The sequence below is a fragment of the Novosphingobium clariflavum genome, assembly GCF_026420865.1.
GTDB classification, from domain to species: domain Bacteria; phylum Pseudomonadota; class Alphaproteobacteria; order Sphingomonadales; family Sphingomonadaceae; genus Novosphingobium; species Novosphingobium clariflavum.
Map to the genome: position 1 here is coordinate 44,260 of NZ_JAPCWC010000007.1, position 25,179 is coordinate 69,438.

Consider the following 25,179-nt stretch of genomic DNA (forward strand, 5'->3'; position numbering starts at 1 on the left):
CAGGGCCCTGCTCCCGCTGGTCGTCGTGCGGCCCGCGCCCGGCGCCGAGGCCACCTGCATCGCGGCACGGGCACTGGGGCTGGAGGCGGACGCGTTCCCGCTCTTTGCCGTGCATCCGCTCCGCTGGGAGGCTCCGGCGCGGGCAGAAGTCGACGCCTTGCTGCTCGGCAGCGCCAATGCCCTGCGCCATGGCGGGGCGGACCTCGCGCACTATCGCGGCCTGCCCGCCTATGCCGTGGGCGAAACCACGGCGGCCGCAGCCCGCGCGGCCGGCCTTGACGTGGTGCGGACCGGCACGGGGGGGCTGCAAGGACTGCTGGGGCACATCGATCCGGCACATCGCCGCCTTTTGCGGCTGGCCGGTCGCGAGCGTATTTCCCTTGAAATACCGGCTCATGTCACGGTGCTGACCCGCGAGGTCTATGCCAGCCAGGCCCTGCCCCTGCCCGGCGCCCTGGCGGCGCGGCTCCGCACCCCGTGCCTCGTGCTGCTCCATTCGGCCGAGGCAGCGCGCCATTTCGCCCGCTTATGCGACAGCGCCGGAATAGTCCGCAGCCAGATCCACGTCACCGCGCTCGGTCCGCGCATTGCCGCAGCGGCCGGAACCGGCTGGGCCGGGATCGCTGCAGCACCCACAGCCACCGATGCCGCATTGCTGGCCTTGGCCAAAGAGTTGTGCCAAGGGTTTACGCCGGGATCGTGATCTTACAGAAACGAGCGTGATGCAGGACCAGACTTCCCAGCCTACCCCGATGCCGCACCGCCCGCGTTCGCGCGCCGGAGCGTTTTTCGTCGCGCTGCTGGCCTTCGTGCTGGGCGGCGCCCTGTCGCTCTGGGCCGTGCAGGAAGGCTATTTCGACCGGCTGATCCCGGGCCGTCAGTCGCAGGACGACCAGCCGCCCACACAGGCGGTCGCGGCGCCCGCGACCGCCCCGGCGCCCAGGGTTCCGGCGCCCTCCTCGCCGCAGGATCTGGCCGCGATCGGCGTGGTCGAAGGCCGCCTGGCGCTGATCGAGGACCGGCTCTCGCGCGTCGATTTCGAAACCAATGCCGCCTCCGGCAATGCCGCGCGGGCCGAAGGCCTGCTGATCGCCTTTGCCGCCCGCCGCATGATCGACCGGGGCGAACCGCTCAGCTACGTCGCCGACCAGCTGCGCCTGCGCTTCACCAATGCCCAGCCGCGCGCCGTCGATACCGTGATCGCCTTTGCCAAGAACCCGGTCACGCTTGACGAACTGACCGCCCGGCTCGAGGCGCTGTCGCCGGAACTCAGCGAAACCCAGAGCAACCAGAGCCTGTGGGACCGCGCCCGCAGCGAATTGTCCGGCCTCTTCACCGTCCACCGCGATTCCTCGACCCTGCTGACGCCCACCGCGCGGATCGACCGCGCCCGCGTGATGCTGACGGCGCGCCGCATCCCCAGCGCGATCAACGAAGTCCAGCGCCTGCCCAATGCCCAGGCTGCCGAAATCTGGATCGCCGACGCGCGCCGCTACCAGGACGTGCAGGACGCGCTCGACTTGCTGGAGACCACCGCGATGCTGGAATCGCACCGCCTGCAGGATTCGGCGGGCAACACGGTCACCCAGCCCAGCCCGCTCGCCGCTCCCGGTACGCAGCCCAGCGAAGAACCCAGCCCGGAGGCGACCGAAGGCTGATCGGCCAGAGGCAAGCGGGCCGCGAGCCTACACAAAGGGCGCCCGCGGGCGCCCTTTTTTCATGTCAGCCCTGGAGCAGTTCCGGTAGCGTACCCGACATGCCCCGCGCCTCGTCCATGAAGAAGCGCTTGAGCGTGGGCAGGCGCTGTACCGCCCCCATGCCGAGCCGCCGCACGGCGCTGGGCAGGCGGCCGGGCACCCCGAACAGCCGGGTCAGGCCATCGGTGACCGACATGACCATGAAGGAATCGAGGCTGCGCCACTTCTCGTACCGCTTGAGCAGTTCCATGTCGCCCGGCTCAAGGCCCAGACGCATGCCCTCGCGCAGCACTTCGACGAGGGCGCCGACGTCGCGCAGGCCGAGGTTGAGGCCCTGCCCGGCAATCGGGTGCATCCCGTGCGCGGCATCGCCTATCACCGCGAGACGCTCGTCGATGACATGGCCGGCATGGTGGAAGCGCAGCGGATAGCTCATGCGCGGGGCCGAGAGCGAGATCGTGCCGAGCACCCCGTGCATGCGGCGCTCCACCTCGTTCACGAACATCGCATCGCTCATGGCGACGACACCGGCGGCATCCTTTTCCGACACCGTCCAGACCAGCGCGCTGCGGTGCCGGCCTTCAGCATCGTCAAGCAGTGGCAGCAGCGCAAAGGGCCCGGCCGGATAGAAGATTTCCCAGGCGGTATTGCCGTGGGGCTTCTCGTGGAACAGCCCGGCGACCATCGCGCGGTGCTTGTAGTCCCACTTGGCGAGCGCAAAACCGGCCTCGTCACGGGTAGGCGACTGGCGGCCTTCGGCGGCGACCAGCAGGCTGGCCTTGAGCACGCGCCCGTCGCTCAGTTCCACTTCCACGCCGTGCGCGCCCCGGTCGCGGCGCACCGCCTCGGTCTTGACGTGCCAGGCGATGTTCGGCTCGTCCTTTGCCGCATCGAACAGCGCGAGGCGCAAGTCGCGGTTGGCGAACATGCGCCCCAGCGTGCCCTCCTCGGGCTTGGGGGTGAAGTCGATCCGGCCAGGCTTCATCCCGTCGGTGACGGCAATGGAATCGATCGGGCAGCCAAGACCGCTGAGCGCAGGCGCGAGGCCGATCTTCCCGAACAGGTTCCAGCTCGCGGTCGAGATCGCCGAGGCGCGGCCGTCCGCGCCCTCGGCGGTGAGGTCCGCCGGATCGGCGCGGTCGATCACGTGGCTGGTGATCCCCGCGCGGGCGGCTGCCAGCGCCAGCGTCATGCCGACGAGACCGCCGCCGAGGATAATCAGGTCGCGGCGATCCGCCGCGGTATCGAGCCTTGCTGCCGAGTCGTTCATCGACGGCAGCTATCGGCCTCCGTCGCGTCGATGTCGAGACACCTTCCGTCCCAAGTACCCGCAGGTGCGGACAAACCGACCGTCGCGGCAAGGGTCGGGGCGATGTCCACGGTCTCCACCGGGTTCGGCTGTTCGAAGCCGGTCATGCCCTTGCGCCAGAACAGCATCGGCACCCGGCGATCGTAGTCCCACGGGCTGCCGTGCGAGGCGACCTTGAACGGCGCCGCCTTGCCGGGCACCACGCCGCGCACGGTCAGCATCTGCACTTCGCCCGAGCGACCCGGCACGAACGAGGCGCGGACCTTCTGCTCCATCGTCCAGTCCTGCGGATGACCCTTGGGTTCGGGCCACTGCATGATCTGGTCCTGGGTATAGACCGCCGCGATCTGCGGATTGGCCTTGAGCCGGGCGACCAGCGCCGGGATCACCTTCGCCTTCTGCTCGCCCGTCAGTTCGGCGGAAAGCCAGATGCTGCCCGCCTCGCCCGCGCCGTAGAGCAGCGGGCCGTTCGGCACGGTGACGCCGGTATCCTGCGAGACGGCGGCGGCCAGCGCCTTGGCACCGAGCGCGGAATCGATGCGCACGGCATCGGGGTTGCCGCGCAGCTGCTGGCGCTCGGGCGCATCGAAGCCGCCATGGTCGGCACTGAGCACGACTTCGTAATCGATGCCGCGCGCGTCGAGCTGGTCGAACAGATAGCCCAGCGCCTCGTCCAGCACGTTCATCTGCACGCACATTTCCACGCCCTCGGTGCCGAAGGCATGGCCGACCTTGTCAGTCGCCGAGAAACTGACCGAGAGCACGTCGGGCACCGCGTCCTTGCCCATGCCCAGCTCGTCCACCATGCGCACCGCCATCTCGGCCGTCGCGGTGTCGACGCGCGGGCCGTTGACGTAGCTCTTGTAGTCGCCTGCGGTCGCAGGGAAGCGCCAGGTGCCGATGGTGAAATTGCCGATCGGCGTCGCCCGGTCGACCCTGCCGCACCAGCCCGGAACCGCCAGCGGGCCGTCACCGGCAGCGATGCGGCGGGTCAGTTCGGCGTTTTCCGCTTCTGCAGCCTTGGAAATGCGGCGCCCCTCGAACGTGGTGAAGCCCTTTTCGCCAATCCAGTAGACGGCATCGGTATCATGCCCGCTCATCATCACCGCCGCGCGGTCCTTGGCGGAGACGGCGGCATTGATGGTCCTGGGATTGGCCTTCTTCATCAGATCACCCAGCGTGGGGGCGAGCAGGTGCTTGGGGCTGACCACCGGAACGTCCGGCGTGGACCTGGGATCGCTCTCGTCCTCGACGCAGTAGACTTCCTTGTCCGCGCGGCCGATGCCGGGGACGTACCAGGAATTCGCGGTGATGCCGGTGCGCGCGGGATGGACGCCGGTCAGCAGGGTCGAGTGGCCGGGACACGTCTCGGTTGCGGCGTGCGACTGGAAGCCCTGCGCATAGACCCCGCCTTGCAGGAGGCGGGTGAAGCCCTTGGTGAAGTGCTGGCGGTACTGCGCGAAGAGGTCGGCGGAGAACTGGTCGACCGAGATCGCCACGATCAGCTTGGGCGCATCCTGCGGCACCTGCTCGGTCACATCCGGCATGGCAAGGCTGGGAGCGATGGCAGCGCCTGGCGCATCCTTCGCCATGGCGGGCGCGGCGGCGGCAAGAGCCATGGCCAGCGAGGCAAGCGAGGCGGAGAGAAAGCGCATCGAGGGGTCTTCCTTGAAATCTGGAGGCGTTGGGCGCAGATGCTGGTTGGACCGGATCACCGGCTCAACGCAACCCTCGGCAACTCGTGGGAGATTCATGAAAAAGCGCCGCTATCGCCTCTCCGTGACACTCCTGTGTCAATTGCTGGCGCTTGTCCTGATGCCCATCGCCGTTCGCGCGCAGACGGGGGCCCCGCCACATATCGCCGCCGAGTTGGTCGCCGCCCCCGCCGCGCCGGGCAGCGAGGACATGGTAGCCATCCACATGACGCCCGAAAAGGGCTGGCACGGCTACTGGTCGAACCCCGGCGACGCCGGGCTCGGCATGGAGCTGGACTGGACACTACCGAAGGGCGCGAAGGCGGGAACGCCGCGCTATCCGGTGCCGCAGACGCTGGTGGTCTCGGGCCTGATGAACCACGTGTTCGAACATGACTATGCGGTGCTGGTGCCGATCACCGTGCCCGCCGATGCCGCACCGGGAAGCCGCCTGCCGCTGCGTGTCGCCGCGCAGTGGCTGGCCTGCACCGAACAGATCTGCGTGCCCGAACGCGCCGAACTGGCCGTGGAACTGCCCCTCGTCGCCGCAGCTCCTGCGCCCGATGCGCGCTTTGCCGAATGGACCCGGCGCCTGCCCGCCCCGCTCGATGCCGCCGCCACGTTCTCGCTCGACGGCAAGGCGCTGCACCTCGCCATCCCCCTGCCCGCCACCACGCCGCTGGCCTCGCCGCATGTCTTCCTGGGCGAGGACAAGCTGGTCGACTATGCCGCCAGCCAGGCCTTCGCCTGGAACGGTGACAGGCTGATCGTCACCATCCCCCGTGCAAAGATCGACGCACGCGATGCCGCTGCGCTGACCGGCGTGCTGCGGCTCGACGGCGAAGGCAACGGCATCGCCTTTTCCGCGCGGCCCGGCGCCGTGCCGACCGGCGGCACACCGCTGGCCGGCGATACCGCTTCAACGCCAGCCCTCGCCCCGCTGCCGCTGCTGCTGCTGGCCGCGCTGGCGGGCGGGCTGCTGCTCAACGTGATGCCCTGCGTTTTCCCGATCCTCAGCCTCAAGGCGCTGAGCCTGGCCCGCGCGGGCGAAAGCGAGGCCCATGCCCGGATCGAGGGGCTGGCCTATACGGCGGGCGTCGTCACCGCCTGCCTCGGGCTCGGCGGGGTGCTGCTGGCGCTGCGCGCGGGCGGTCAGGAAGTGGGCTGGGCCTTCCAGTTGCAGGAGCCTCTGGTCGTGGTCGCCCTGCTGCTGCTGGCCGCCGCGATCACCGCCAACCTGCTGGGCCTGTTCGAACTGACGGTGCCGGGCTTCGTCTCGGGCGGATCACCCTCCAGCTTCACGCGCGGCGCCTTCGTTACCGGCCTGCTGGCGGCGTTTGTGGCGACGCCTTGCACCGGCCCGTTCATGGCGAGCGCCATGGGCGCGGCGCTGCTGCTGCCGGTGCTGCCCGCAATGGCGCTGTTCGCGGCGCTGGGTGTGGGCATCGCGCTGCCGTTCCTCGCCATCGCCTTCATTCCCCCGCTGCGCCGCCGCATGCCGCGCCCCGGCGCCTGGATGGTGACGTTCCGCCGCTGGCTGGCGGTGCCGATGGGCCTCACCGCGCTGGCGCTCGCCTGGCTGACGTGGAAGGTCGGCGGGCCGTGGTTCGCGGGCGAGGCCCTGCTCGGCCTCGCGCTGGTCATGGCGGCGCTCTTCGTGATGGGGCGCACCCAGCGCGAGGGGGGCTCTGCGCGGCCCGCGGCAGCGACGGCGATGGCCCTGGCGGTCGTTGCGCTTATTGTCCTGCCCACGCCGATGCCGCCTGCCGCGACCGTCGATTCCATCCTCGGCGCCAAGCCCTTCAGCGAACAGGCGCTGACCGAGGCGCGTGCCGCCGGGAAGCCGGTCTTCGTGTGGATGACCGCCGACTGGTGCCTGTCCTGCAAGGTGAACGAGGAAGTCGCCATCGAACGCGCCGAAACCAAGGCCGCCTTCGACAAGGCGGGTGTCGTCGTCCTGCGTGGTGACTGGACCCGCCGCGACCCCGCGATTACCCGCTTTCTCACCGCCCAGGGCGCTGCGGGCGTACCGCTTTACGTCTGGTACGGAAGGGACGGCAAGGCGGTGCACCTGCCGCAAGTGCTGACCAGCGATCTCCTCGCCCGCCAGGCCGGGGGCTGAGCCTACTGCATTTCCTGCTTCAGCAGCCCCATGAACAGAACCGCGCAGACCAGATGGACCGAGGCGATCCCTGCCAGCCAGCCCGGCATCAGCATGGACAAGTCCACATAGGCCGATGCCCCGGCGACAAGCGATGCAAGAGGATAACCATGCGACATGCCGCATATGCGCGCAATCGCGGTTAATTCCGCCTTCAAGCCTGGGGTTTACGCGTAAGTAAGGTTAAATTTTTCCACCCGCGAAGGCCTTGATCTCGGCCAGGCGGATTGCCTTGCCGCCGGCCGGCGTCATCGTCACGCGCAGGCGTTCGGCCTTGACGCTTGTCCACGCGAGCCGCGTCACGCCATTGGCCAGCGGCGGCGCCGTCGGTGCGGCGACCTGCTGCCAGCGGCCGCCCGCCCAGACCTCGACCACCAGCTTGCGCGGCGCGGCAAACTTCGCGCCGTCCGCAAAGAAGGCCAATTCGGTGCTGCCGAGCGTGACCGGCTTGCCGAAGTCCACCGCGTACCACTGGTCCGTCTTGCCGGCGGCGGAATCCCAGCCATTGGGAAGCTCGGGATAGAACCAGGCGCGCCCATCGATGGCATCGTGCAGGTTCTCCGCCCCGGTGCCGGAGGAAGCCGCAGCCTTGGGGAAATTGCCGCGCACCAGTTGCACCGCAAGGTTCGTCTCGCGCACGATCGACGCGTTGGCCTTGCGGGCGAGCGGCACTTCCACGCGGCCAAGGTCGTCGCGGCGGGCAACTTCCGCGCCGTCGACGGAAACCGTCAGCCCCTTGCGGCCATAGCGCTTGCCGTCGGCGTCCCAGGTCACCGAAACCGCGTGGCCGTGATAGGGCACGCGTTCGATGTGGAACCAGGCCAGCGCCTGCGCGTCGCCAGTGCCAGGCAGCAGTGGATTGACCTCCAGCACGTCGTCCGGACGCGGGCGGATGCCGACGAGACCGGTCAGGATCAGGTCGTTGTAGCCCGAGTGGAAGTAGTGATGGCTGCGATCCAGCCCGACGATCGGCTTGCCGGTCTCCGGATCGTAGTCCTCTTCCAGATCGAGCCTGTCGCCCTGATAGTGCAGTTGCGTGTACTGGCGCAGCAGGCGCATGTAGTCGCTGCGGGTGACCGGTCCGTGGTCATCATAGTGATCGAGCAGGTTGCCCATCGCCGCCAGCACCTGCGTCGTCTGGTAGGGCCAGATCGGGCCGTTCCACTGACACTCGCGCGCGTCGCCAAGATAGCGGTACTGGCGCATGTAATATTCGTAGCCCTTCTCGGCCGTGCGCATGCCCGCCTTGCCGGCCAGCGCATCGGGGGCGAGCAGGTGCGACCAGGCCGAGGCGTACCGTCCCTCATCCGGCACGAGGTCGAACATCCAGGGCAGGTAGCCGACCAGTTCGCGATTGCGGATCGGCTCCCAGTACTTCACGAACTCGTTGCTGACCTGATAGCGGTCGGTGAAATGGCCGAGCCTCGGATTCCACAAGTCCTGCAGGACATGCGCGCGCAGGGCCTCGGCCCGCCCGGCATACTCCTGCGCCATCGCGGCATCACCGGCCAATTCCGCCATCTTCGCTAGCGCGCGGGCATTGGCGAACATGTAGCTGTTGATCGAGGGACGGAAGCTGTCGTCGCCCCGGAACCCGTCCTTGCCGCCCGACGCGTCGATCGAGGAGACGGTGTACTCGGTCGCGTCCAGCAGCGGTTCGACGAAGTAGAGGCCCTTGGAGAAGTCGAACTTCTCGTCCCACAGCCGGTAGACATGGCGCATGGTCCCGAGGTGGGCCAGCAGCGCCTGCCTGTCGCCATCGACGAGATAACGGCCCCAGACCGAGTCCGCCATGTAGTCGGTGAAGTGGCGGTCGTTGCCGCCTTCGTACATGAAATTGATGTAGTCGTCGGTGAAGCGGCGGTCGTTGAGCCAGCGCCCTTCGGCGATGTGGAAGCCGCTGGCGTCGTTGAGGCTGGCGAAAGGCTCGCGCTGCCAGCCCACGTCGTCGGCGAATTCGGTGGTGATGTAGCCTTGCGCGCCGAGGTCGCGCTGGTGGGCGCGGAACAGGCCCCAGCGGTAGTAATAGACCGCATCGATCTTCGGTTCGGCGCTTTCGAAGAAGGGAATGCGCTGCTCATACCACGCCGCATCGTTGCCGAAGCGGGCCTTGGCGATCGCGGCGATGTCGAGGCTTGGCGCCGCGCCCGGCGAAACGGCGGAGGCAGGGGAACCGGCAGAACGTGCGAAAAGAGCGGGCGGGCTGGCCGCCGTGGCAAGAAACGCCGCGGTGGCAAGGATCGTCCGTAGATTTCCGCGCATCGTTACCCCTTCATGGTCTGGCGAGCGACTGGCAGCATTTATCGTGCAAAAACAAGAGCGGCCGGTTCCCGGGGTGTGTTGGGAGAGGAAACCCCGGGAACCGGCCGCCGGTGGCAGGCTGCAACGCGAATGGCGATCCGCTGCGGCCTGCCGGTATCAGGTCATCAGAACTTGAAGCGAACGCCCGCCGCGAAGGTGCGGTCGATCAGCAGCGTGCTCGAGTTCATCGTCACCGGGCCGCCGGCCGTGTCGTACTTGTAGTAGTTCTGCTGCTTGGCCTTGGTGAGGTTCACCGCATCGAAGGTCAGGCCGATGTCGTCGGTGATGTTGTAGGTGAGCTGGAAGTCCAGGCTCTTCTCGGGCTTGCGCCACATGCCGATCGGGTTGGCGAAGGCCCGCGCCTCGTTGTTGTTGAGGAAGCCCTTGCGCCAGACATAGGACAGACGCGCACCGACCGGGCCGCGCTGGTAGGCCAGCGTGGCGTTGTAGGAGAACTTCGACACCGCGAAGAACGCCGACTTGGTATAGGTGGTGTTCCCCTGCGCGTCGACTTCGGGGATCGTCTGTTCCGAGTCGAGGATCGTCGCGCTGCCCTGGAAGCCCAGACCGTCGAGGATGCTGGGCAGGTAGGTCGGGAAGTAGGTCAGGCCGATTTCCACGCCCTTGAGCACGCCGTCCGATGCGTTGGTCGGGCGGGTGACCTGGAAGTAGTCGGTCGCGGTGCTGCCCTCGATCGTGTTGTTGGGGATGTATTCCAGCGTGGTGAGCGGAACGACCAGGCCCTTGATCTCGCGGCGGAAGCCGGTGACGAAGATCGCGCTGTTGCGCTCGAAGTACCATTCGATCGCAAGGTCGTAGTTCTTCGAGGTGGTCGCCTTCAGGTTGGCGTTGCCCGCGCTGCCGGTACCGAAGCCGAGGCCCGAAAGGTCGCCGGTGAGCGAGACGTTCGGGTTGAGGTCGCCGAAGGCCGGACGGCGCAGCGTCTCACCGTAGTTGAAGCGGATGCGCAGGTTCGGCGTGATCTCGTAACGCGCCGTGAAGCTGGGCAGCAGCTTGGCCTCGCCGGTCGACACGCCGGTCCGGGCAAAGCCGTTGTAACGATCGAAATAGTTGTAGTCGGTATCGATCGTGACGAGGCGCGCGCCGCCCTCGATCATCAGCGGGCGACCGAAGATGTCGATCTGGCCGTCAGCCATCACGTAGCCAGCCAGCGTCACTTCGTTGATGTCGAACACGCGGCCGAACGACATCTGGTCGGACAGCAGCAGGTTCGGGTTCACCGCCTGATAGAGCGAACGGATGGCATCGGCGTTCTTGTAGAGCGCCGGGCCGTTGGCGAGCACCCAACTGGTCGGCACATCGGCGCGGCCGTCGAAGAAGCCGCTGTTGGTGAAGGTGTAATCGTCACCCAGCGAGGCCAGCGTGCCGCCCAGAGCGCCGGCGCTCTGTTCCCGCACGAAGGTGCTGGCGCTGCGGTTGTCGTAGCGGAAGCCCGCCTTGATGCGACGCAGGAAACCTTCGTCCCATTCGTAATAACCGTCGAGCTGGAACGTCCAGGCGCTGCCCTTGCTCTTGTTGCCGTTGTCGAACAGGTCGCCGACCGTCCAGGCATTGGCATCGGTCAGCACTTCGGGCGTGCCGAAGCTGTAGGACGGGATGCCGCCGCCGGCATTGAAGTCGACGTCGAGATCCAGCGGACCGCGGTTGGTGCGCATCGCGAAGAACGAGGTTTCGTTCTTGCTGTCCTGATAGGCGAGGTCGGCGGTGATCTTGCCGCGCGCACCCACGTCCCAGGCCGCGTTCAGGGCATAGACGTAGCTGTCGGTCTTGTTGGTCGAATAGTCGGCGCTGTTGAAGCCGGCCACATCGCCCATCGTGCGCGACTTGATGATGTTGGTGCCGTCGTAAAGCTCGAAGGTCGAGCCCGGCTTGCTGCCGAGATCGCCCCACCAGTCGGCGTAGCTGAACATCATCGAGTTGAAGGTCGTGCCGCGGAAGCCGGTGTAATAGAACTCGGCGGTGTAGGTCGAACGGTCGTTCGGCGCCCACTGGAAGGCCGCGTTGATCGAGGGACGCTCACGCTTGCCATAGAGGTCGGAGCTGATGACCGCGTCGCGCGAGAGGTAGTAAGGCACCTCCACGCCGTCGATGTTCAGCGTCGAACCCGGGGTGGTCGGCAGACCGGCATTGAGGCCCGGCGTCCAGTAGGGGTTGCTCGGGTCGGTGCGCGGGAAGATGCGCTGGAGCGGCGTCAGCCAGGTGCCCGAAGGCGGATTTTCGGTGGCGAACGGCACCAGCGCACCGGCCTGCACGTTCTGGTTACGATACTTGGCGCGCGTGTAGCTGCCGTTGATCAGGAAGCCCATCTCGCCGATGCCGGTTTCCCAGCGATCGCTGACCAGCAGCGCCACGTTGGGATTAAACTTGTCGGCCAGTTCGCTGTAGACGCCGCGGGCGAGGCCCGAGATCGTGAAACCGTCGAAGTCGAACGGACGGCGCGTGGCGACGTCGATCTGGCCGGCAAGGCCGAATTCGAGCTGGTCGGCCGAACGCGTCTTGTAGACGTCGATCTTGCGCACGAGGTTCGAGGAAATGTCCTGCAGCGCAAACGAGGTTCCCGCCGCCGTGAAGATGTTGCGACCGTTCCAGGTGGTGACAGGATCGGACAGGCCGCGGATCGTGATCGTGCCGGTTTCACCGCCCGCACGGTCGGTCACCTGGATGCCGGTCACGCGCTGGAGCGCCTCGACGACGTTGTTGTCGGGCAGCTTGCCCACGTCTTCGGCCACGATCGAATCGACGATCTGGATGTTGTTCTTGCGGCTATTGAGCGCGCCGACGATCGACGCGCGCACGCCGGTCACGATGATGTCTTCGGTGCTGGGTGCAGCGGCATCGTCGGCAACGGCCTGCGGTGCGGTGTCCTGAGCCTGGGCAACGCTGGCGAGGCCGAGCGCGAGAACGGATGCCGTGCAGAAAGCAAATGGCTTGAGCGCCATGGATCAACCCTCCCATGTGGGGCTGGCCCATACCATGCCCCTTAGATTACTCAGACTAATTATTAGTCGGACTAATCTCACGCAAGCGGAAAAGCAAAAACGCTGCAAAAATGATGAAATAAGTGTGGCACATTTAACGCACATGGCCCGGAGCAACCACAGAAAAGCCCCGCGCGGCGGCTGCCGGGCGGGGCTCTCGTTTGCTTCTGGTCTGAGTTTATGACGCGCTTTCAGCGCGTCAGTCGACCTTCCATGCGCTCGCGGCATCCTGGCCCGGCGCCAGCCGCAGACCGTCCGGTGCCACCGTCAGGGCCTTGGCCGGATCGCTCGCCGAAACGAATCGCACCGCGCCCCCGCCTGCCGCCACGCGGCGGAACTTCTGCCCGGGCGCGGCCGAGCGCGGCGCCACGGCAACGCCGCCATCGTCCGACGCGGTAAGGCAATGATCGGACAGGAGGATCGGCGAGAGCGTCACCGTGCCCTCACCCGCATCTTCCACACGGAACTGGGTCTGCGGCAGCGCCACCCTGGCGCTGGTCATGCGGGTGCCCTCGTGCGCCATGTAGGTGCCCGGGCGGGCGACCGAGACGAAGCGGTCCGGCATCGCGCCATTGCCCACCGGCACGCCGAAATCGGGCATGCCCTTGTCGTCGAAATAGAGGCGCTGGACGCGGGTGTGGCGGTCCGGGTTGAACAGCGGATCGCCCTGGATCGCCTCGTAGTCGCGGCCATGGTAGACCAGCAGGGGACGGCCCTGCTCGTCTTCGGTGAAGCTGTTGTGGCCGGGGCCGTAGACCGAGGTTTCGCGGCAGGTCACGAAGACCGGCTCGGGCGACTTGGTCCAGGCCTTGGCGTCCATCAGGTTCGCCTCGGCATCGATCGACAGCAGGCCGAGGCAGTAACGCGCATCGGTGGCACTGGCCGAGTAGGTCATGAACAGCTTGCCGGCGTGCTCGATCACCGCCGGGGCCTCGTTGACCTTGTAGCCGCGGATTTCCCAGTCGAGCGTCGGCACCGAAAGCCGCGTCGGCGCGGCCGAGAGCGTCAGCGCGTCCTTCATCGGGGCGATGTAGAGGTTCGAGTTGGTCTCGATGCCCGGCTCACGCTGCGCCCACGAGAAGTAGCGCACGCCGCGATGGATGAAGCTGGTCGAATCGAGGTTGAAGCTGTCCCAAGGCGCCTTGAACTCGCCCAGAACGCTCCAGTTGCCGGTCATCGGGTCGGGACCGTCGCAGACCACGGCAAAGGTGCGGATGCGGAACACGTCCTCGCCGCCGCCGCTCGGTCCGGCGGCGAAGTACATGACCCAGCGGTTGTCGATCAGGTGCAGTTCGGGCGCCCAGAGGAAGCCGGACATCGGGCCGGTCTTCTCATGGCGCCACAGCACGCGTTCCTCGGCGGTGGCGAGACCGGCGACGGTCTTGGAACGGCGCAGCACGAGGCGGTCGTACTCGGGCACCGAGCCGGTCAGGTAATAGTTGCCGTCGTGATGACGGAAGACCTGCGCGTCGGCGCGCTGGCGGACCAGCGGATTGACGGGGACGGGCGTAGCCGAGGGCGCCGCGCTCGATCCGAGCGCGCCCTTTCCGGCAGAAGTGCAGGCCATCGGCAGCATCGCGGCTCCGGCAGCGAAGGCGCGGCGCGAAAGGGGCAAATTCATGACGGTCCTCTTCCGTTATCGGGTTTCATTCTGGTGTCCCGGATCGCTCCGGGGAAAAGGACACCCCGGCACAGGGGCCGGGGTGTCAGCTGGTGGGTCTCAGTATTGCGCCGCAGGCCAGCCGTCGGCGCCCCAGACGATCGGCGCGATGCGCAGCGTCGGGCGGCCTTCGGCTTCCTTGTCGTAGGCGTGGTAGACGAGGTAGGTCGTACCGTCCTTGTCGGTGAAGGCGCCCGCGTGGCCGGGGCCGCGGAAGCGCTGCTTCTCCTCCAGATCGGCGCGCAGCAGGATGGTGCCGCCGCCCTGCATCATGTCGCTGCCGTCCTTGCCCTTGTAGGGGCCGGTGATCTTCTTCGCGCGCGAGACGACCGTGTAATAGGTGCTGTTCACGCCCTTGCAGCAATAGTCGTAGCTGGCGATCAGGTAGTACCAGCCGCCGTGCGGGATGATGAACGGCGCCTCGATCGGGGCCGGGCCACCTGCCGGAGCGGGGCGGCGGGCGATCGCGTAGGGTTCGGTGCCGGGCGCCACCTTGCCGGTCTTCGGATCGAGCGGGAACAGCTTGATCCCGCTCCAGAAGCTGCCGAGCGAGAGCCACTGGCGGCCCTGATCGTCCTGCACGAAGTTCGGGTCGATGGCGTTGAAGTCATCGTCATGGGTGGACATGACGACCAGCCCCTGATCCTTCCAGCCATAGCCCTTGGCCTTGGGATCGAGCGTCTTGCTGGTCGCAAGGCCGATCGCCGAACGGTTCGAGCCGAAAGTCGAAACCGAGTAATAGAGCCGGTATTCGCCGTTCACGTAAGAAATGTCCGGCGCCCAGATGCCTTCGGTGCCGGGCACGGCCTGCCTGGCCCATGCCGGAATCTCGGCAAAGACGGAGCCTGCATCCTTCCAGGTCTTGAGGTCCTTGGAAGTCTTGATGCCGACGTAGCGGCCCACCGTGGAGAAGACGTAGTAGGTGTCGCCCTCGCGGATGATGACCGGATCGTGGACCACGAGGTCCCCGGACATCTGCGCGTTCAGCGTCGGCGCGCCATCGGCCTGCGTCGGCCGTTCTTGGGCACCGACGCTACCGGTCAGGCCCAGCGCGGCGAGACCGAGCAGGAACGAAAACTTGCGGATCATGCTCAGCCCCCGGCCGCGTTCCATGCAGCGACCAGTTCGGCCGCCTTGGCGCCGACCGTCGCGGCATCGAAGCCGGGCTTGTAGAGGCTGCCGCCGACGCCGATGCCGTAGACGCCCGCCGCGCGGTATTCCGCGACATTGGCCGCGCCCACGCCGCCGACCGCCCAGACGCGGCTGGTCTTGGGGAGCACTTCGCGGATCGCCTTGATGTAGCTGCTGCCCAGCACCGAGCCGGGGAACAGCTTGAGGTCGCGGGCGCCTGCCGCCACGGCGGCAAACGCCTCGGTCGGGGTCAGGAAGCCGGGCAGGACGTCCATGCCGAGTTCGATCGAACGCGTGATGACGGCCGGATCGACATTGGGGGAGACCATGAACGTGCCGCCCACGCCCGCCAGCGTCTCGGCCAGATCGGTGCCGATCACGGTGCCGCCGCCGATCGCCGCGCGGTCGCCCAGCGCCTCTACCATGGCGCCGATCGAGCCCGCCGGATCGGGCGAGTTGAACGGCACTTCGATGATGCGCACACCGGCTTCCACCAGCGCTTCGCCGATTTCGACCGCCTCATGGGTCTGGATGCCGCGCAGGATCGCCACAACGGGTGCATGGCCTGCGGCCAGAACGTCTTCGATCTTCATGCCTTCTGTCCTTTCGCGATGGCGAGCCCGGCGAGAACCGCCGCATCGCCATCGATCTTGCGCGAGGTGCAGCCACGGGCCGCCAGCGCGCGATCATAATGCGCCACAAGCGCCTGGTCGCCGATCAGCACCACCGAAATGCCTTCCGGCACTTGCGCGGCGACTTCGCCGCCGATCAGCAGACCGGAGATATAGCCGCGCGACCAGTCTTTCGAGCGTCCATCGAGCATGCGCGCGGCGCGGGCCTCGAACAGGGCGCCGGTCAGCGGTTCCTCGCAGCGTTCGACGCCGCGCGCGAAACCGTCGTCGAAGCTCCCCTGCCCCGGCGTATCCGGTCCGGTCAGCGTCGACTGGCCGGCCAGCAGCGCAAACAGTTCGCCGGTCGGATGGGTACGGAAGCCGACGATCGTGCCGTTCACCACCGAGACCCACTTGCAGTGGGTGCCGGGCAGCGCGATCAGATGCTCGCCCACCGCCAGTTCGGGATGGAGCGCGAGGGCGCCGAAGACTTGCGCCTCCTCGCCCCGCATCACTTCGGGCACGCCCTCGGAATCCTTGCAGCTCAGCCCCGGCAGCACCGAGACCGGGATGCCGGCCACTTCCAGCCGCGTGCGCGAGGACAGCCAGTGGGCCGCGTCCGCCGGGCAGGCCGCGTAGCCTGCCGCGACGAGCGCACCCGGAGCGCCGGCCATGCCGCAAAGCACGACTTCGGACAGCGCCCCTTCCGCCTTCCAGACGTCCAGCCTTTCGGCCAGCGCGCCCTCGGCATCGCCGGCGAGCGCGCCCGGCCCATCGAGCCGGGCGTCGACATCGCCGCCGTCCATACGGAACAACCTCAGGCGCGTGGTGCCCCAGTCTCCGACGACGTGCTTCACGCTCATTGCAGTTCGAGCACCACGACCGACTTGGCCGGCAGGGTGACGACAAGGTTGCCGCCCTGCACCACGGCGCCCGAGAACGCCTCCGGCTTCACCACGCCGGGTGCGTCGAAAGTGTTGTGCGAATTGATCGCCGGGGCCGTCAGGATCTTGCCGGTGACAGCGCCCGCCGTAGCGCCGTCGAGCTTGATCGTCACGGTGTTGGGCTGGTTGGGATCGAGGTTCGACAGGCCGACATGGATCTTGCCGTCCTTGGCCTTCACCGCCGAGCCACTGACGGCCGGCATCGTGAACTGGTCCTTCGAGTACCACGGCGACTTGATCTCGATCGGCAGCACCGTCGCGTCCTGCCACGGCTTGTACATGTCGAAGACCCAGTAGGTCGGCGTCAGCACCATCTTGTTGCCGTCGGTCAGGATCATCGCCTGCAGCACGTTCACCATCTGGGCGATGGCGGTCATGCGCACGCGGTCGGCATGCTTGGCGAAGATGTCGAGGTTGATCGAGGCGATCAGCGCATCGCGCAGGGTGTTCTGCTGGCGCAGGAACCCGGGATGGGTGCCCGGATCCTGAGCGTACCACGAGCCCCACTCGTCGACCGCGAGGAAGACCTTCTTCTCGGGATCGTACTTGTCCATGATCGCCGAGTGCTTGGTGATCAGTTCGTCCATCCGGCGCGCTTCGTTCAGCGTATCGGCCCAGCCGTGCTCGTCGAAGTTGACCGGATCGGCCTTGGGCGGCCAGCCGCCTTCGGGCAGGGTATAGTAGTGGAGCGAGAGGCCGTCGACGTTGCCGCCGGCGACGCGCATCATCGTCTCGGTCCAGTTGTAGTCGTCGACGTTGGCACCCGAGGCGACCTTGAGGATCTTGGTACCGGCAGGCGCCTTCACGAAGGTCGCATAACGGCGCGTTTCGTCCGCCGCGAACTCGGGACGCATGTTGCCGCCGCAGCCCCACAGCTCGTTGCCGACGCCGAAGTAGGCCACCTTCCACGGCTCCTTGTGGCCGTTGCGGGCGCGTTCGTCGGCCAGCGAACCGGCGGGCGCGGTCATGTATTCGACCCATTCGGCCATTTCGCGCGGGGTGCCGTCACCGACGTTGCCGGCGATATAGGCTTCCGCGCCGACCTGACGCAGCAGTTCGAAGAATTCGTGGGTGCCTACCGCGTTGGGTTCGGTCACGCCGCCCCAGTGGGTGTTGACCTTGACCGGGCGCTTGGCAGGCGCGCCGATGCCTTCACGCCAGTGGTATTCGTCGGCAAAGCAGCCGCCGGGCCAGCGGATCACCGGCACCTGCAGTTCGCGCAGCGCCGAGACGACGTCGTTGCGGAAACCGTTGGTGTTCGGAATCTTGCTGTTCTTGCCGACCCACAGGCCGCCGTAGATACCCGTGCCGAGGTGCTCGGCGAACTGGGTGAAGACTTCCTTGTGGTAGACCGGGCCGGGCTTGCCGGCTTCGATCGTCGCGGTGGTCGGCTGGCCGTTGGTGTCGGCCTGAGCCGTGCCTGCGAGCGCGGTGGCGCTCAGCAGGACGGCTGCGGTGGTGAGGCGAAGCGCCTTCAACATTTCTTGTCCTCTCCCGGAAATATCAGTCGTGGAATTCTTCGACCAGCGCACGCTTGCCGCGCAGGAAGGCGTCGGCCACGAGGCGCAGCGGGGCGATGTCGACATCGCTGCGGCCGCCCCGGATCAGGTTGGCGAAGCGCGCGTAGAGGCCCGGATATTCCATGTCCTCGTTGTGCTCGGTGCCGCTGGGCAGGGTGAGCACGGCGCCGCCATTGGCGAGCTTGAGCGTTCCGGCATCGGTCTCGACGATGATGTCCCACGACTGCGGGCCGGTCTGGCGCCAGTCGAGGTCCATGTGGATCTCGGCCCCGGCGGTGTCGCAGAACTCGATGTCGGCGGCGATCGGCGCGGCGCGGTTGGCGGGCAGGCTGAGCGTCGCTTCCTTGAGGAAGAACGGGCGCGGCATGATGTGGGTGGCGATCGAGAGGGCATTGATGCCCGGATCGAACACGCCAAGGCCGCCCGGCTCCCAGATCCAGTCCTGGCCCGGATGCCAGACGCGCACGTCCTCGCGCCAGACGATCTTGGCGCTGAGGATGGTACGCTCGGCCAGCCAGGCACGGGCAGGCGCGACACCGGCGGCGTAGCGCGAGTGCCACGAGGCGAACAGGGTGACGCCCACCTTCTCGGCGCGGCTTTCCAGCGCGGCCACTTCGGCGAGCGTCGCGCCCGGCGGCTTTTCGAGGAACACGTGCATGCCCTTCGACAGCGCCAGCGCGGCCAGGTCGTAACGGACCTGCGGCGGGGTGCAGAGCGCCACCGCGTCGATCGCCGGACCTTTCTCGATCAGCTCTTCAAGGCTGCTGAAGTGCGGGATGCCTTCGGGGCCGCGATGGTTGGGGCTGACGGTGGCGCCGATGCTGAAGTTCGGGTTGCCCTCGATCGCGGGGATGTGCTGGTCGCGGGCGATCTTGCCCACGCCAACGATGGCAATGCGGATCGGATCCATGGCTCAGAGTGCCTTCACGGTCATGGTCGCCGCAGCCGGAGCGGCAGCGCGGGCGAGCGGGTTGGCGACCGGCAGGGTGAACGGCGCGGCCGAGATCTCGAACACGTCGCCTTCCTGGGTGGTCACGCCGTCGCTGAACGAGAGCGTGGCGGTGCCGAAGAAGTGGACATGCACGTCGCCGGCGCGGCGGAACAGGTCGTACTTGAAGTGGTGGTGCTCAAGGTTGGCGAACGTGTGCGACATGTTCGCCTCGCCCGAGAGGAAGGGCTTTTCCCAGATCGTTTCGCCATCGCGGACGATCTTGCTGGTGCCCTCGATCTTCTCCGGCGGGGTGCCGAGCAGCAGTTCCGGGCCAAGCGCAGCCTGGCGCAGCTTCGAGTGGGCAAGCCAGAGGTAGTTGTGACGCTCGGTCACGTGGTCCGAGAACTCGTTGGCGAGCGCGAGGCCGAGGCGGTACACGGTGCCGTCTTCACCGACGATGTAGATGCCGGCGAGTTCCGGCTCTTCGCCGCCGTCCTTGGCGAACGCAGGCATGGTCAGCGCTTCGCCGGGGCCGACGAGCAGCTGGCCATCGCCCTTGTAGAACCATTCCGGCTGCTGGCCTTCGGTGCCGGCCGCGGGCTTGCCGCCTTCGAGACCCTCAAGGAACATGCGCATGGAATCGGTGACGTTCTCACCCGAGGCGGCGGCGGCGTGCATCTTGTTGCGGCCTTCGGCCGAACCGAGGTGCGTGAGGCCGGTGCCGGTCAGCAGCAGATGGGCGGAATCGTCGTGGTCGATCGGGGCCAGCAGGGTGCCGGCGGCGAATTCGGCGGCAATGTCGACCGCTTCGCCCGCGGTGCAAGCCTTGGCAGCCTCGGACAGCGTCACACCGTCGGCAATGGCGCGCAGCGCGAGTTCGCGGGTGGTGGTGACGCCCTGCAGGAAGTGGGCGGCATCGCCCTCGGCAAGGATGACGGAGCGCACGCCGTCGGGCGCGCGATGCTGGAGCAGGCGAAGGTAGGTCATGGAGATCTCTCCCGGATCCGCGGCGCGCCTTCTTGGGGGAGCGCGCCGCGGCAGTTGGGTTGGCAGATTAGAGGGTAAGCGTGCCGTCGATCAGGCGCGGCGCGCCGTCACCGTAGGCGGCGTCGCGCAGTTCCGCCGGAAGCAGGCCCTGCGCGAAGTTCTGGTAGCTGACCGGACGCAGGAAGCGGTCGATCGCCAGGCTGCCGACCGACGTGGTGCGCGGGTCGGTGGTCGAGGGGAACGGGCCGCCGTGCACCATCGCGTGGCACACTTCGACGCCGGTCGGCCAACCGTTGACGAGGATACGGCCAACCTTGCGCTCCAGCACCGGCAGCAGGCGCGAAGCAGCGGCTTCGTCGGCCTCGTCCATGTGCAGGGTGGCGGTCAGCTGCCCTTCCAGGCCTTCGAGCAGGCCGGCGAGTTCGGCTTCGTCCTTGCAGACGACGACGATCGACGCGGCGCCGAACACTTCGTGGCCGATCGCCTTGTCGGCGAGGAACTGGGCGGCCGTGGTCTGGAACAGGATCGCACCGCCGGTGGTCTTGCTGCCTTCCTCGCCCTTGGCGATGGTCTCGACGCCCGCGTTGCCTTCAAGCGCTTCGACGCCCTTGGCATAAGCGGCGGCGATGCCGGTGGTCAGCATGGTCTGCGGCTTGGCTTCGGCAACACCGCCGGTGGCGGCAGCGACGAAGGCGTCCAGGCCTTCACCCTCGACGGCCAGGATCAGGCCGGGGTTGGTGCAGAACTGGCCGGCACCCATCGTCAGCGAACCGACGAAAGCGCTGCCAAGGGCTTCACCGCGCGCCTTGAGCGCTTCGGGGAGCAGCAGCACCGGGTTGATGCTCGACATTTCGGCATAGACCGGGATCGGCACTTCGCGGGCCGCGGCCAGCTTGGCCAGGGCAAGACCGCCACCGCGCGAACCGGTGAAGCCAACCGCCATGATGCGCGGGTCCTGGACGAGCGCGGCGCCGAGTTCGTTCGACGGACCGACGAGGTGCTGGAACACGCCTTCGGGCAGACCGGCATCCTTGACCGCCTTGGCGATCGCACCGGCAATCAGGCCACCGGTGATCGGGTGGGCCGGGTGGCCCTTGACCACGACCGGGCAACCGGCGGCGAGCGCCGAAGCGGTGTCACCGCCCGCGGTCGAGAAGGCGAGCGGGAAGTTCGAGGCGCCGAACACGGCGACCGGACCGACCGGGATCATGCGCAGGCGCAGGTCGGGACGGGGCAGCGGAGCGCGGTCCGGCATGGCCGGATCGATGCGCAGCTGCTGCCACTGGCCCTTGCGCACGACATCCGCGAACAGGCGCAGCTGGCCCATGGTGCGGCCACGCTCACCTTCACCACGGCCGCGCGGCAGACCGCTCTCGGCCATGTAGGCCTCGATCAGCGGCTCGCCGATGGCGAGGATCTCGTCGGCGATTCGCTCCAGGAACGACGCGCGGGTTTCACGATCGGTGGCGCGGTAGGTATCGAAGGCCGCGGCGGCTGCGGCGCAAGCGGCAGCGACATCGGCAGTGCCGTTCACGGCCAGCGGTTCACCCTGGGGTTCGCCGGTTGCGGCCACGATGGAACGGAATTCGGTCATTTGGGGTCTCCCTATTTACTCCGACATATTCCGAGCGAACGCGAAACGCAATGTTTGTCGTTCCTTCGCGCGGAAAGGGCTGTTAGGTTCCTGAGGGGAGGTGCCATTAACAGTGTCAGAAGCCAATTTCGTGAACGAAGAAGAAAGTGCAAGGCCGGCCGACGAGGCCCGGGGTCCGGGCCGCCGCCTGCACGGCGCCATCGCCCATAAACTGGGAACGGCCATCTTGTCCGGCAAATATGCACCCGGAGACATTCTTTCTGGTGAAGTGGCCTTCGCCGAGGAGCTGCAAGTCTCGCGCAGCGCCTATCGCGAGGCCATTCAGGTGCTCACCGCGAAGGGTCTGGTGGCAAGCCGCCCCAAGGCCGGCACGCGCGTGCTGCCCCGCGACCGGTGGAACCTGCTCGATCCCGAAGTGCTCGGCTGGGCCTTCGCGGGGGAGCCGGACATCGAGTTCGTGCGCAGCCTGTTCGAACTGCGCGCCATCGTCGAACCGGCAGCCGCCCGCCTTGCCGCGCAGCGCCGCGACAAGGACGACCTCAAGGCGATGAAGGAAGCGTTGACGGCGATGCGCCGCCACACCCTCACCACCGAGGCCGGACGGGCGGCGGACCGCGACTTCCACAATGCGATCCTGCAGGCGACCCGCAACGACGCCCTGCTGGTGCTCAGCGCCTCGATCGGCGCGGCGGTGAACTGGACCACCCAGTTCAAGCAGCGCGCCCGCGCCCTGCCCCGCAACCCGATCCCGGACCACGTGCGCGTCTACGACGCCATCGCCGCCGGGGACGCGGCGGGCGCGGCAGAGGCCATGAACGTACTGGTCGACCTGGCGCTCGAGGATACCCGCACCGCGATGGGGCAGCCGGACGGGGTGTGACCGCCCCTCCTGCAGACGCATAAGAAAAAGGCCCCGGCGATCGCTCGCCGGGGCCTTTTTCGTTATGGCTCGAAGCCCGTGTTACCCGGCCGCTTCGGGAACCAGGTCCGGCTCCGCATGCGTGGTCTTGCTGCCCCAGAGCGCATAGAACAGCACATAGAGTTCGCAGATCGCGGTGAGCAGGAACGAGGTCTGGAGACCGTAGGTATCGGCCAGCCAGCCCTGCACCACCACCAGCGCGCCGCCGGCAATCGCCATCACGAGCAGGCCCGAGGCTTCCTCGGTCAGCGGGCCAAGGCCCTTGATGCCGAGCGTGAAGATGGTCGGGAACATGATCGAGTGGAACAGGCCGACGAGGATCAGCGACCACATGGCAACCGGGCCATGCGCAAAGACGGTGATCATCATGACCGCGAAGGCGCCGACCGAGAAGAACGCCAGAACCTTGCCCGCATCGAAGCGCTGCATGATCGCCGAGCCCGCGAAACGGCCCACCATCATGCCGCCCCACAGGAAGCTGAGGTACTTGCCTGCCTGCTCGTGCGTCAGGTTGGCAATGTCGGGCTGGCTGACGAAGTTCACGAAGAGGTTGGCAACGCCGATTTCCGCGATCAGGTAGATGAAGATCGCAGGAATGCCGAAGACCAGGTTGCGGTGCTTGAACAGCTCCGGATTGATCAGGCCCGAACGCTTCGCCTTGTCGGCGGGCGAGGCGGACTTCATCGCCGGCAGCGGGAACTTGGCGATGACGACGGCCAGGATCACCAGCACCACCGCAACGAGTGCGTAAGGCAGGATCACCGAGTGCGCGTCAGCCAGACGATCGGCCTCGCTCAGCACGGTTCCCGCAGCGGCCGTGCCGCTCTTCGAACGGCCGAGAATGAGGTAGGCGCCGAACATCGGGGCGAGCATGGTGCCCATCGAGTTGAGCGCCTGCACCAGATTGAGGCGCGAGGAAGCGGTCTCGGGCTTGCCGACGACGGCGACGTAAGGGTTGGCGGCGACCTGCAGCAGGGTGATGCCGCTGGCGATCACGAAGAGCATCACCAGAGTCACGCCGTAGGACGGAATGCTGGCGGCGGCCATCATGCCCACGGCGCCGGCCGCCATGATCAGCAGGCCGATCACCAGCGACTTCTGGTAGCCGATCTTCTCGATCAGCTTGGCCGAGGGAATCGAGGCGAAGAAGTAAGCGATGAACCAGACCGATTCGATCAGCGTCGTCTGCGTGTAGGACAGCTCGAACACGCTGCGCAGGTGCGGCAGCAGCGTGTTATTGATGACGGTGATGAAGCCCCACATGAAGAAAAGGCTGGCAAGCAGCGCCAGCGCGGGGCCGTAGCGGACACCCGCCTGCGGCGTGTGCGCCACGGGGGCATCGGCAGATGATACCACTGGGGGCATGTCTATCCTCTCGTAACAAAGCTGCCGGACCGCGATTATCCAATCTGGGGCAAACCGGCTTGCGCTCTTTCTATTTGTCGGACTATATGCGCGAAACGGCCTCGTCAATGCCTTGTGCATGGGGCGACAGCCACGCCCACAACGAGATTCGTCCTCACACAGAAATCAAAATGGGAGCTACGGGAATGAGGATTCTGCGCAAGGCTTTTGTGACTTCCACCGCACTTTCTCTTGCCTGCGTGATTCCGGGTGCCGCTCTGGCTGCCGACGCTTCGCAGGCCCCTGCCGGCACGCTGTCGAACGGCAGCCCGGTCACCGCCGTGACGCTGAAGGCCGCCAACGGCGTTTCCGCCACCATCCTGAGCTTCGGCGCCACCTTGTGGAAGCTCGACGTGCCCGACCGCGACGGCAAGGTCGCCGACGTGCTGCTCGGCTATGACGACATCGCCAGCTACGAGAAGCGCCCGAACTACTGGGGCGCCACCATCGGCCGCTACGGCAACCGCATCGCGAACGGCCAGTTCAGCCTCGATGGCAAGACCTACCAGCTTCCCCAGAACGACCACGGCCAGTCGCTGCACGGCGGCGGCAAGGGCTGGGACGTGCAGAACTGGAAGGTCGAGCAGGTCAAGTCCGGCCCCGTCGCCACCGCCGTGTTCACGCTGGTCAGCCCCGACGGCGATTCGGGCTACCCCGGCACCGTGAAGACCAAGGTCACCTACTCGCTCGACGAGAAGGGCAATCTGCAGATCGTCTTCGAGGCGACCACCGACAAGCCGACGGTCATCAACATGACCAACCACGCCATCTTCAACATGGCGGGTGAAGGCGCGCCCCGCGACGCAATCCAGGAACTGCTGACGATCCCGGCGGGCCACTACACCCCGGTGAACGACAAGCTGATCCCGACCGGCGAACTGCGCGACGTGACCGGCACCGCGTTCGACTTCCGCAAGCCCCGCGTGGTTGCCGAAGGCATCCGCGACGGCAAGGACGAGCAGATCGTCATGGGCCGCGGCTACGACCACAACTTCGCGCTCGACAAGGGCGTGACCAAGACGCCGGAGCTTGCCGCGCGTCTTGAAGATCCCGTTTCGGGTCGCGTCCTCGAACTGCTGACGACCGAACCCGGCGTCCAGTTCTATGCCGGCAACTTCCTCGATGGCACCTTCATCGGCAAGAACGGCCACCTCTATCGCATGGGCGACGGAATCGCGCTGGAACCGCAGAAGTTCCCGGATTCGCCGAACCATGCAAACTTCCCGTCCACCCGCGTCGATCCCGGCAAGCCCTACAAGCATGTCATGATCTACCGCGTGTCCACCTCTTCGCGCTGACAGAACGAAACGAACGCCC

Annotated in this window: 19 protein-coding genes; 5 read left to right on the plus strand and 14 right to left on the minus strand. The window is 67.1% G+C overall.

The annotated features are described in order from the left end of the window. Positions 1–25: 25 nt before the first annotated feature. Together OKA11_RS11480 and OKA11_RS11485 are read left to right on the plus strand one after the other, a co-directional pair. The gene (locus tag OKA11_RS11480; protein ID WP_267220308.1) at positions 26–703 is read left to right on the plus strand and encodes a uroporphyrinogen-III synthase; all 678 of its coding nucleotides are present in this window, start codon (positions 26–28) and stop codon (positions 701–703) included. A gap of 19 nt (positions 704–722) precedes the next feature. Continuing rightward, positions 723–1,658, plus strand: a complete 936-nt coding sequence (locus OKA11_RS11485; RefSeq protein ID WP_267220309.1) for a hypothetical protein — start codon at positions 723–725, stop codon at positions 1,656–1,658. Between the two features lie 64 nt (positions 1,659–1,722). Here the strand turns inward: OKA11_RS11485 and OKA11_RS11490 are convergent, their stop codons facing one another. Both OKA11_RS11490 and OKA11_RS11495 read right to left on the minus strand, forming a co-directional pair. Beyond that, a complete protein-coding gene (locus tag OKA11_RS11490; RefSeq protein ID WP_267220310.1) occupies positions 1,723–2,967 on the minus strand; it encodes a UbiH/UbiF/VisC/COQ6 family ubiquinone biosynthesis hydroxylase in 1,245 nt (414 codons plus the stop codon). Further along, the gene (locus OKA11_RS11495) at positions 2,964–4,661 is read right to left on the minus strand and encodes an alkaline phosphatase family protein (protein ID WP_267220311.1); all 1,698 of its coding nucleotides are present in this window, start codon (positions 4,659–4,661) and stop codon (positions 2,964–2,966) included. Before OKA11_RS11495 ends, OKA11_RS11490 begins: the two co-directional genes overlap by 4 nt. A 97-nt stretch (positions 4,662–4,758) precedes the next feature. Between OKA11_RS11495 and OKA11_RS11500 the strand changes: the two genes are divergently transcribed. Then, positions 4,759–6,822, plus strand: coding sequence for a protein-disulfide reductase DsbD family protein (locus OKA11_RS11500; RefSeq protein WP_267220312.1), 2,064 nt, complete (start codon positions 4,759–4,761; stop codon positions 6,820–6,822). A 2-nt stretch (positions 6,823–6,824) separates the two neighbouring features. Here the strand turns inward: OKA11_RS11500 and OKA11_RS11505 are convergent, their stop codons facing one another. From OKA11_RS11505 to OKA11_RS11555, 11 genes are all read right to left on the minus strand, one after another. Continuing rightward, on the minus strand, positions 6,825–6,980 hold the full coding sequence (locus tag OKA11_RS11505; protein ID WP_267220313.1) for a hypothetical protein: 156 nt from the start codon (positions 6,978–6,980) through the stop codon (positions 6,825–6,827). A gap of 64 nt (positions 6,981–7,044) precedes the next feature. Next, positions 7,045–9,123, minus strand: a complete 2,079-nt coding sequence (locus OKA11_RS11510; protein WP_267220314.1) for an MGH1-like glycoside hydrolase domain-containing protein — start codon at positions 9,121–9,123, stop codon at positions 7,045–7,047. Positions 9,124–9,287: 164 nt separating this feature from the next. Further along, positions 9,288–12,122 (minus strand): TonB-dependent receptor, encoded by a 2,835-nt coding sequence (locus OKA11_RS11515; RefSeq protein ID WP_267220315.1) that lies wholly within the window; start codon positions 12,120–12,122, stop codon positions 9,288–9,290. Between the two features lie 238 nt (positions 12,123–12,360). Then, positions 12,361–13,782 (minus strand): family 43 glycosylhydrolase, encoded by a 1,422-nt coding sequence (locus OKA11_RS11520; protein WP_267220316.1) that lies wholly within the window; start codon positions 13,780–13,782, stop codon positions 12,361–12,363. Positions 13,783–13,881: 99 nt separating this feature from the next. Continuing rightward, positions 13,882–14,910: an arabinan endo-1,5-alpha-L-arabinosidase gene (locus OKA11_RS11525; protein ID WP_267220317.1), complete on the minus strand. Its 1,029-nt coding sequence runs from the start codon at positions 14,908–14,910 to the stop codon at positions 13,882–13,884. Positions 14,911–14,912: 2 nt separating this feature from the next. Beyond that, positions 14,913–15,545, minus strand: a complete 633-nt coding sequence (locus OKA11_RS11530) for a 2-dehydro-3-deoxy-6-phosphogalactonate aldolase (protein ID WP_267220318.1) — start codon at positions 15,543–15,545, stop codon at positions 14,913–14,915. Further along, a complete protein-coding gene (locus tag OKA11_RS11535) occupies positions 15,542–16,426 on the minus strand; it encodes a 2-dehydro-3-deoxygalactonokinase (RefSeq protein WP_267220319.1) in 885 nt (294 codons plus the stop codon). The genes OKA11_RS11530 and OKA11_RS11535 overlap by 4 nt, the downstream gene beginning before the upstream one ends. After that, positions 16,423–17,988 (minus strand): alpha-N-arabinofuranosidase, encoded by a 1,566-nt coding sequence (locus OKA11_RS11540; protein ID WP_267220320.1) that lies wholly within the window; start codon positions 17,986–17,988, stop codon positions 16,423–16,425. The genes OKA11_RS11535 and OKA11_RS11540 overlap by 4 nt, the downstream gene beginning before the upstream one ends. Before the next feature lie 22 nt (positions 17,989–18,010). Further along, entirely contained in the window at positions 18,011–18,937 is a 927-nt protein-coding gene (locus tag OKA11_RS11545) for a Gfo/Idh/MocA family protein (protein ID WP_267220321.1), read from the minus strand. 3 nt (positions 18,938–18,940) lie between these two features. Then, complete coding sequence (gene araD1, locus OKA11_RS11550) at positions 18,941–19,945, minus strand: AraD1 family protein (protein WP_267220322.1); 1,005 nt, start codon at positions 19,943–19,945, stop codon at positions 18,941–18,943. A 67-nt stretch (positions 19,946–20,012) separates the two neighbouring features. Next, the gene (locus OKA11_RS11555; protein WP_267220323.1) at positions 20,013–21,539 is read right to left on the minus strand and encodes an aldehyde dehydrogenase (NADP(+)); all 1,527 of its coding nucleotides are present in this window, start codon (positions 21,537–21,539) and stop codon (positions 20,013–20,015) included. 130 nt (positions 21,540–21,669) lie between these two features. Here OKA11_RS11555 and OKA11_RS11560 point away from each other — a divergent pair, with 130 nt between their 5' ends. After that, entirely contained in the window at positions 21,670–22,419 is a 750-nt protein-coding gene (locus OKA11_RS11560; RefSeq protein WP_267220324.1) for a FadR/GntR family transcriptional regulator, read from the plus strand. Between the two features lie 81 nt (positions 22,420–22,500). Here the strand turns inward: OKA11_RS11560 and OKA11_RS11565 are convergent, their stop codons facing one another. Then, entirely contained in the window at positions 22,501–23,823 is a 1,323-nt protein-coding gene (locus tag OKA11_RS11565) for a sugar MFS transporter (RefSeq protein ID WP_267220325.1), read from the minus strand. Positions 23,824–24,017: 194 nt separating this feature from the next. Here OKA11_RS11565 and OKA11_RS11570 point away from each other — a divergent pair, with 194 nt between their 5' ends. Beyond that, entirely contained in the window at positions 24,018–25,160 is a 1,143-nt protein-coding gene (locus tag OKA11_RS11570) for an aldose epimerase family protein (protein WP_379489271.1), read from the plus strand. Positions 25,161–25,179 lie beyond the last annotated feature (19 nt).

Bases quoted from the DNA above. Each gene is read 5' to 3' on its own strand.
- OKA11_RS11490 (WP_267220310.1), bottom strand. From the start codon at position 2,967: ATGAACGACTCGGCAGCAAGGCTCGATACCGCGGCGGATCGCCGCGAC.
- OKA11_RS11500 (WP_267220312.1), top strand. From the start codon at position 4,759: ATGAAAAAGCGCCGCTATCGCCTCTCCGTGACACTCCTGTGTCAATTG.
- OKA11_RS11525 (WP_267220317.1), bottom strand. From the start codon at position 14,910: ATGATCCGCAAGTTTTCGTTCCTGCTCGGTCTCGCCGCGCTGGGCCTG.
- OKA11_RS11515 (WP_267220315.1), bottom strand. From the start codon at position 12,122: ATGGCGCTCAAGCCATTTGCTTTCTGCACGGCATCCGTTCTCGCGCTC.
- OKA11_RS11565 (WP_267220325.1), bottom strand. From the start codon at position 23,823: ATGCCCCCAGTGGTATCATCTGCCGATGCCCCCGTGGCGCACACGCCG.
- OKA11_RS11520 (WP_267220316.1), bottom strand. From the start codon at position 13,782: ATGAATTTGCCCCTTTCGCGCCGCGCCTTCGCTGCCGGAGCCGCGATG.
- OKA11_RS11485 (WP_267220309.1), top strand. From the start codon at position 723: ATGCAGGACCAGACTTCCCAGCCTACCCCGATGCCGCACCGCCCGCGT.
- OKA11_RS11505 (WP_267220313.1), bottom strand. From the start codon at position 6,980: ATGTCGCATGGTTATCCTCTTGCATCGCTTGTCGCCGGGGCATCGGCC.
- OKA11_RS11530 (WP_267220318.1), bottom strand. From the start codon at position 15,545: ATGAAGATCGAAGACGTTCTGGCCGCAGGCCATGCACCCGTTGTGGCG.
- OKA11_RS11535 (WP_267220319.1), bottom strand. From the start codon at position 16,426: ATGAGCGTGAAGCACGTCGTCGGAGACTGGGGCACCACGCGCCTGAGG.
- OKA11_RS11555 (WP_267220323.1), bottom strand. From the start codon at position 21,539: ATGACCGAATTCCGTTCCATCGTGGCCGCAACCGGCGAACCCCAGGGT.
- OKA11_RS11545 (WP_267220321.1), bottom strand. From the start codon at position 18,937: ATGGATCCGATCCGCATTGCCATCGTTGGCGTGGGCAAGATCGCCCGC.
- araD1 (WP_267220322.1), bottom strand. From the start codon at position 19,945: ATGACCTACCTTCGCCTGCTCCAGCATCGCGCGCCCGACGGCGTGCGC.
- OKA11_RS11510 (WP_267220314.1), bottom strand. From the start codon at position 9,123: ATGCGCGGAAATCTACGGACGATCCTTGCCACCGCGGCGTTTCTTGCC.
- OKA11_RS11540 (WP_267220320.1), bottom strand. From the start codon at position 17,988: ATGTTGAAGGCGCTTCGCCTCACCACCGCAGCCGTCCTGCTGAGCGCC.
- OKA11_RS11495 (WP_267220311.1), bottom strand. From the start codon at position 4,661: ATGCGCTTTCTCTCCGCCTCGCTTGCCTCGCTGGCCATGGCTCTTGCC.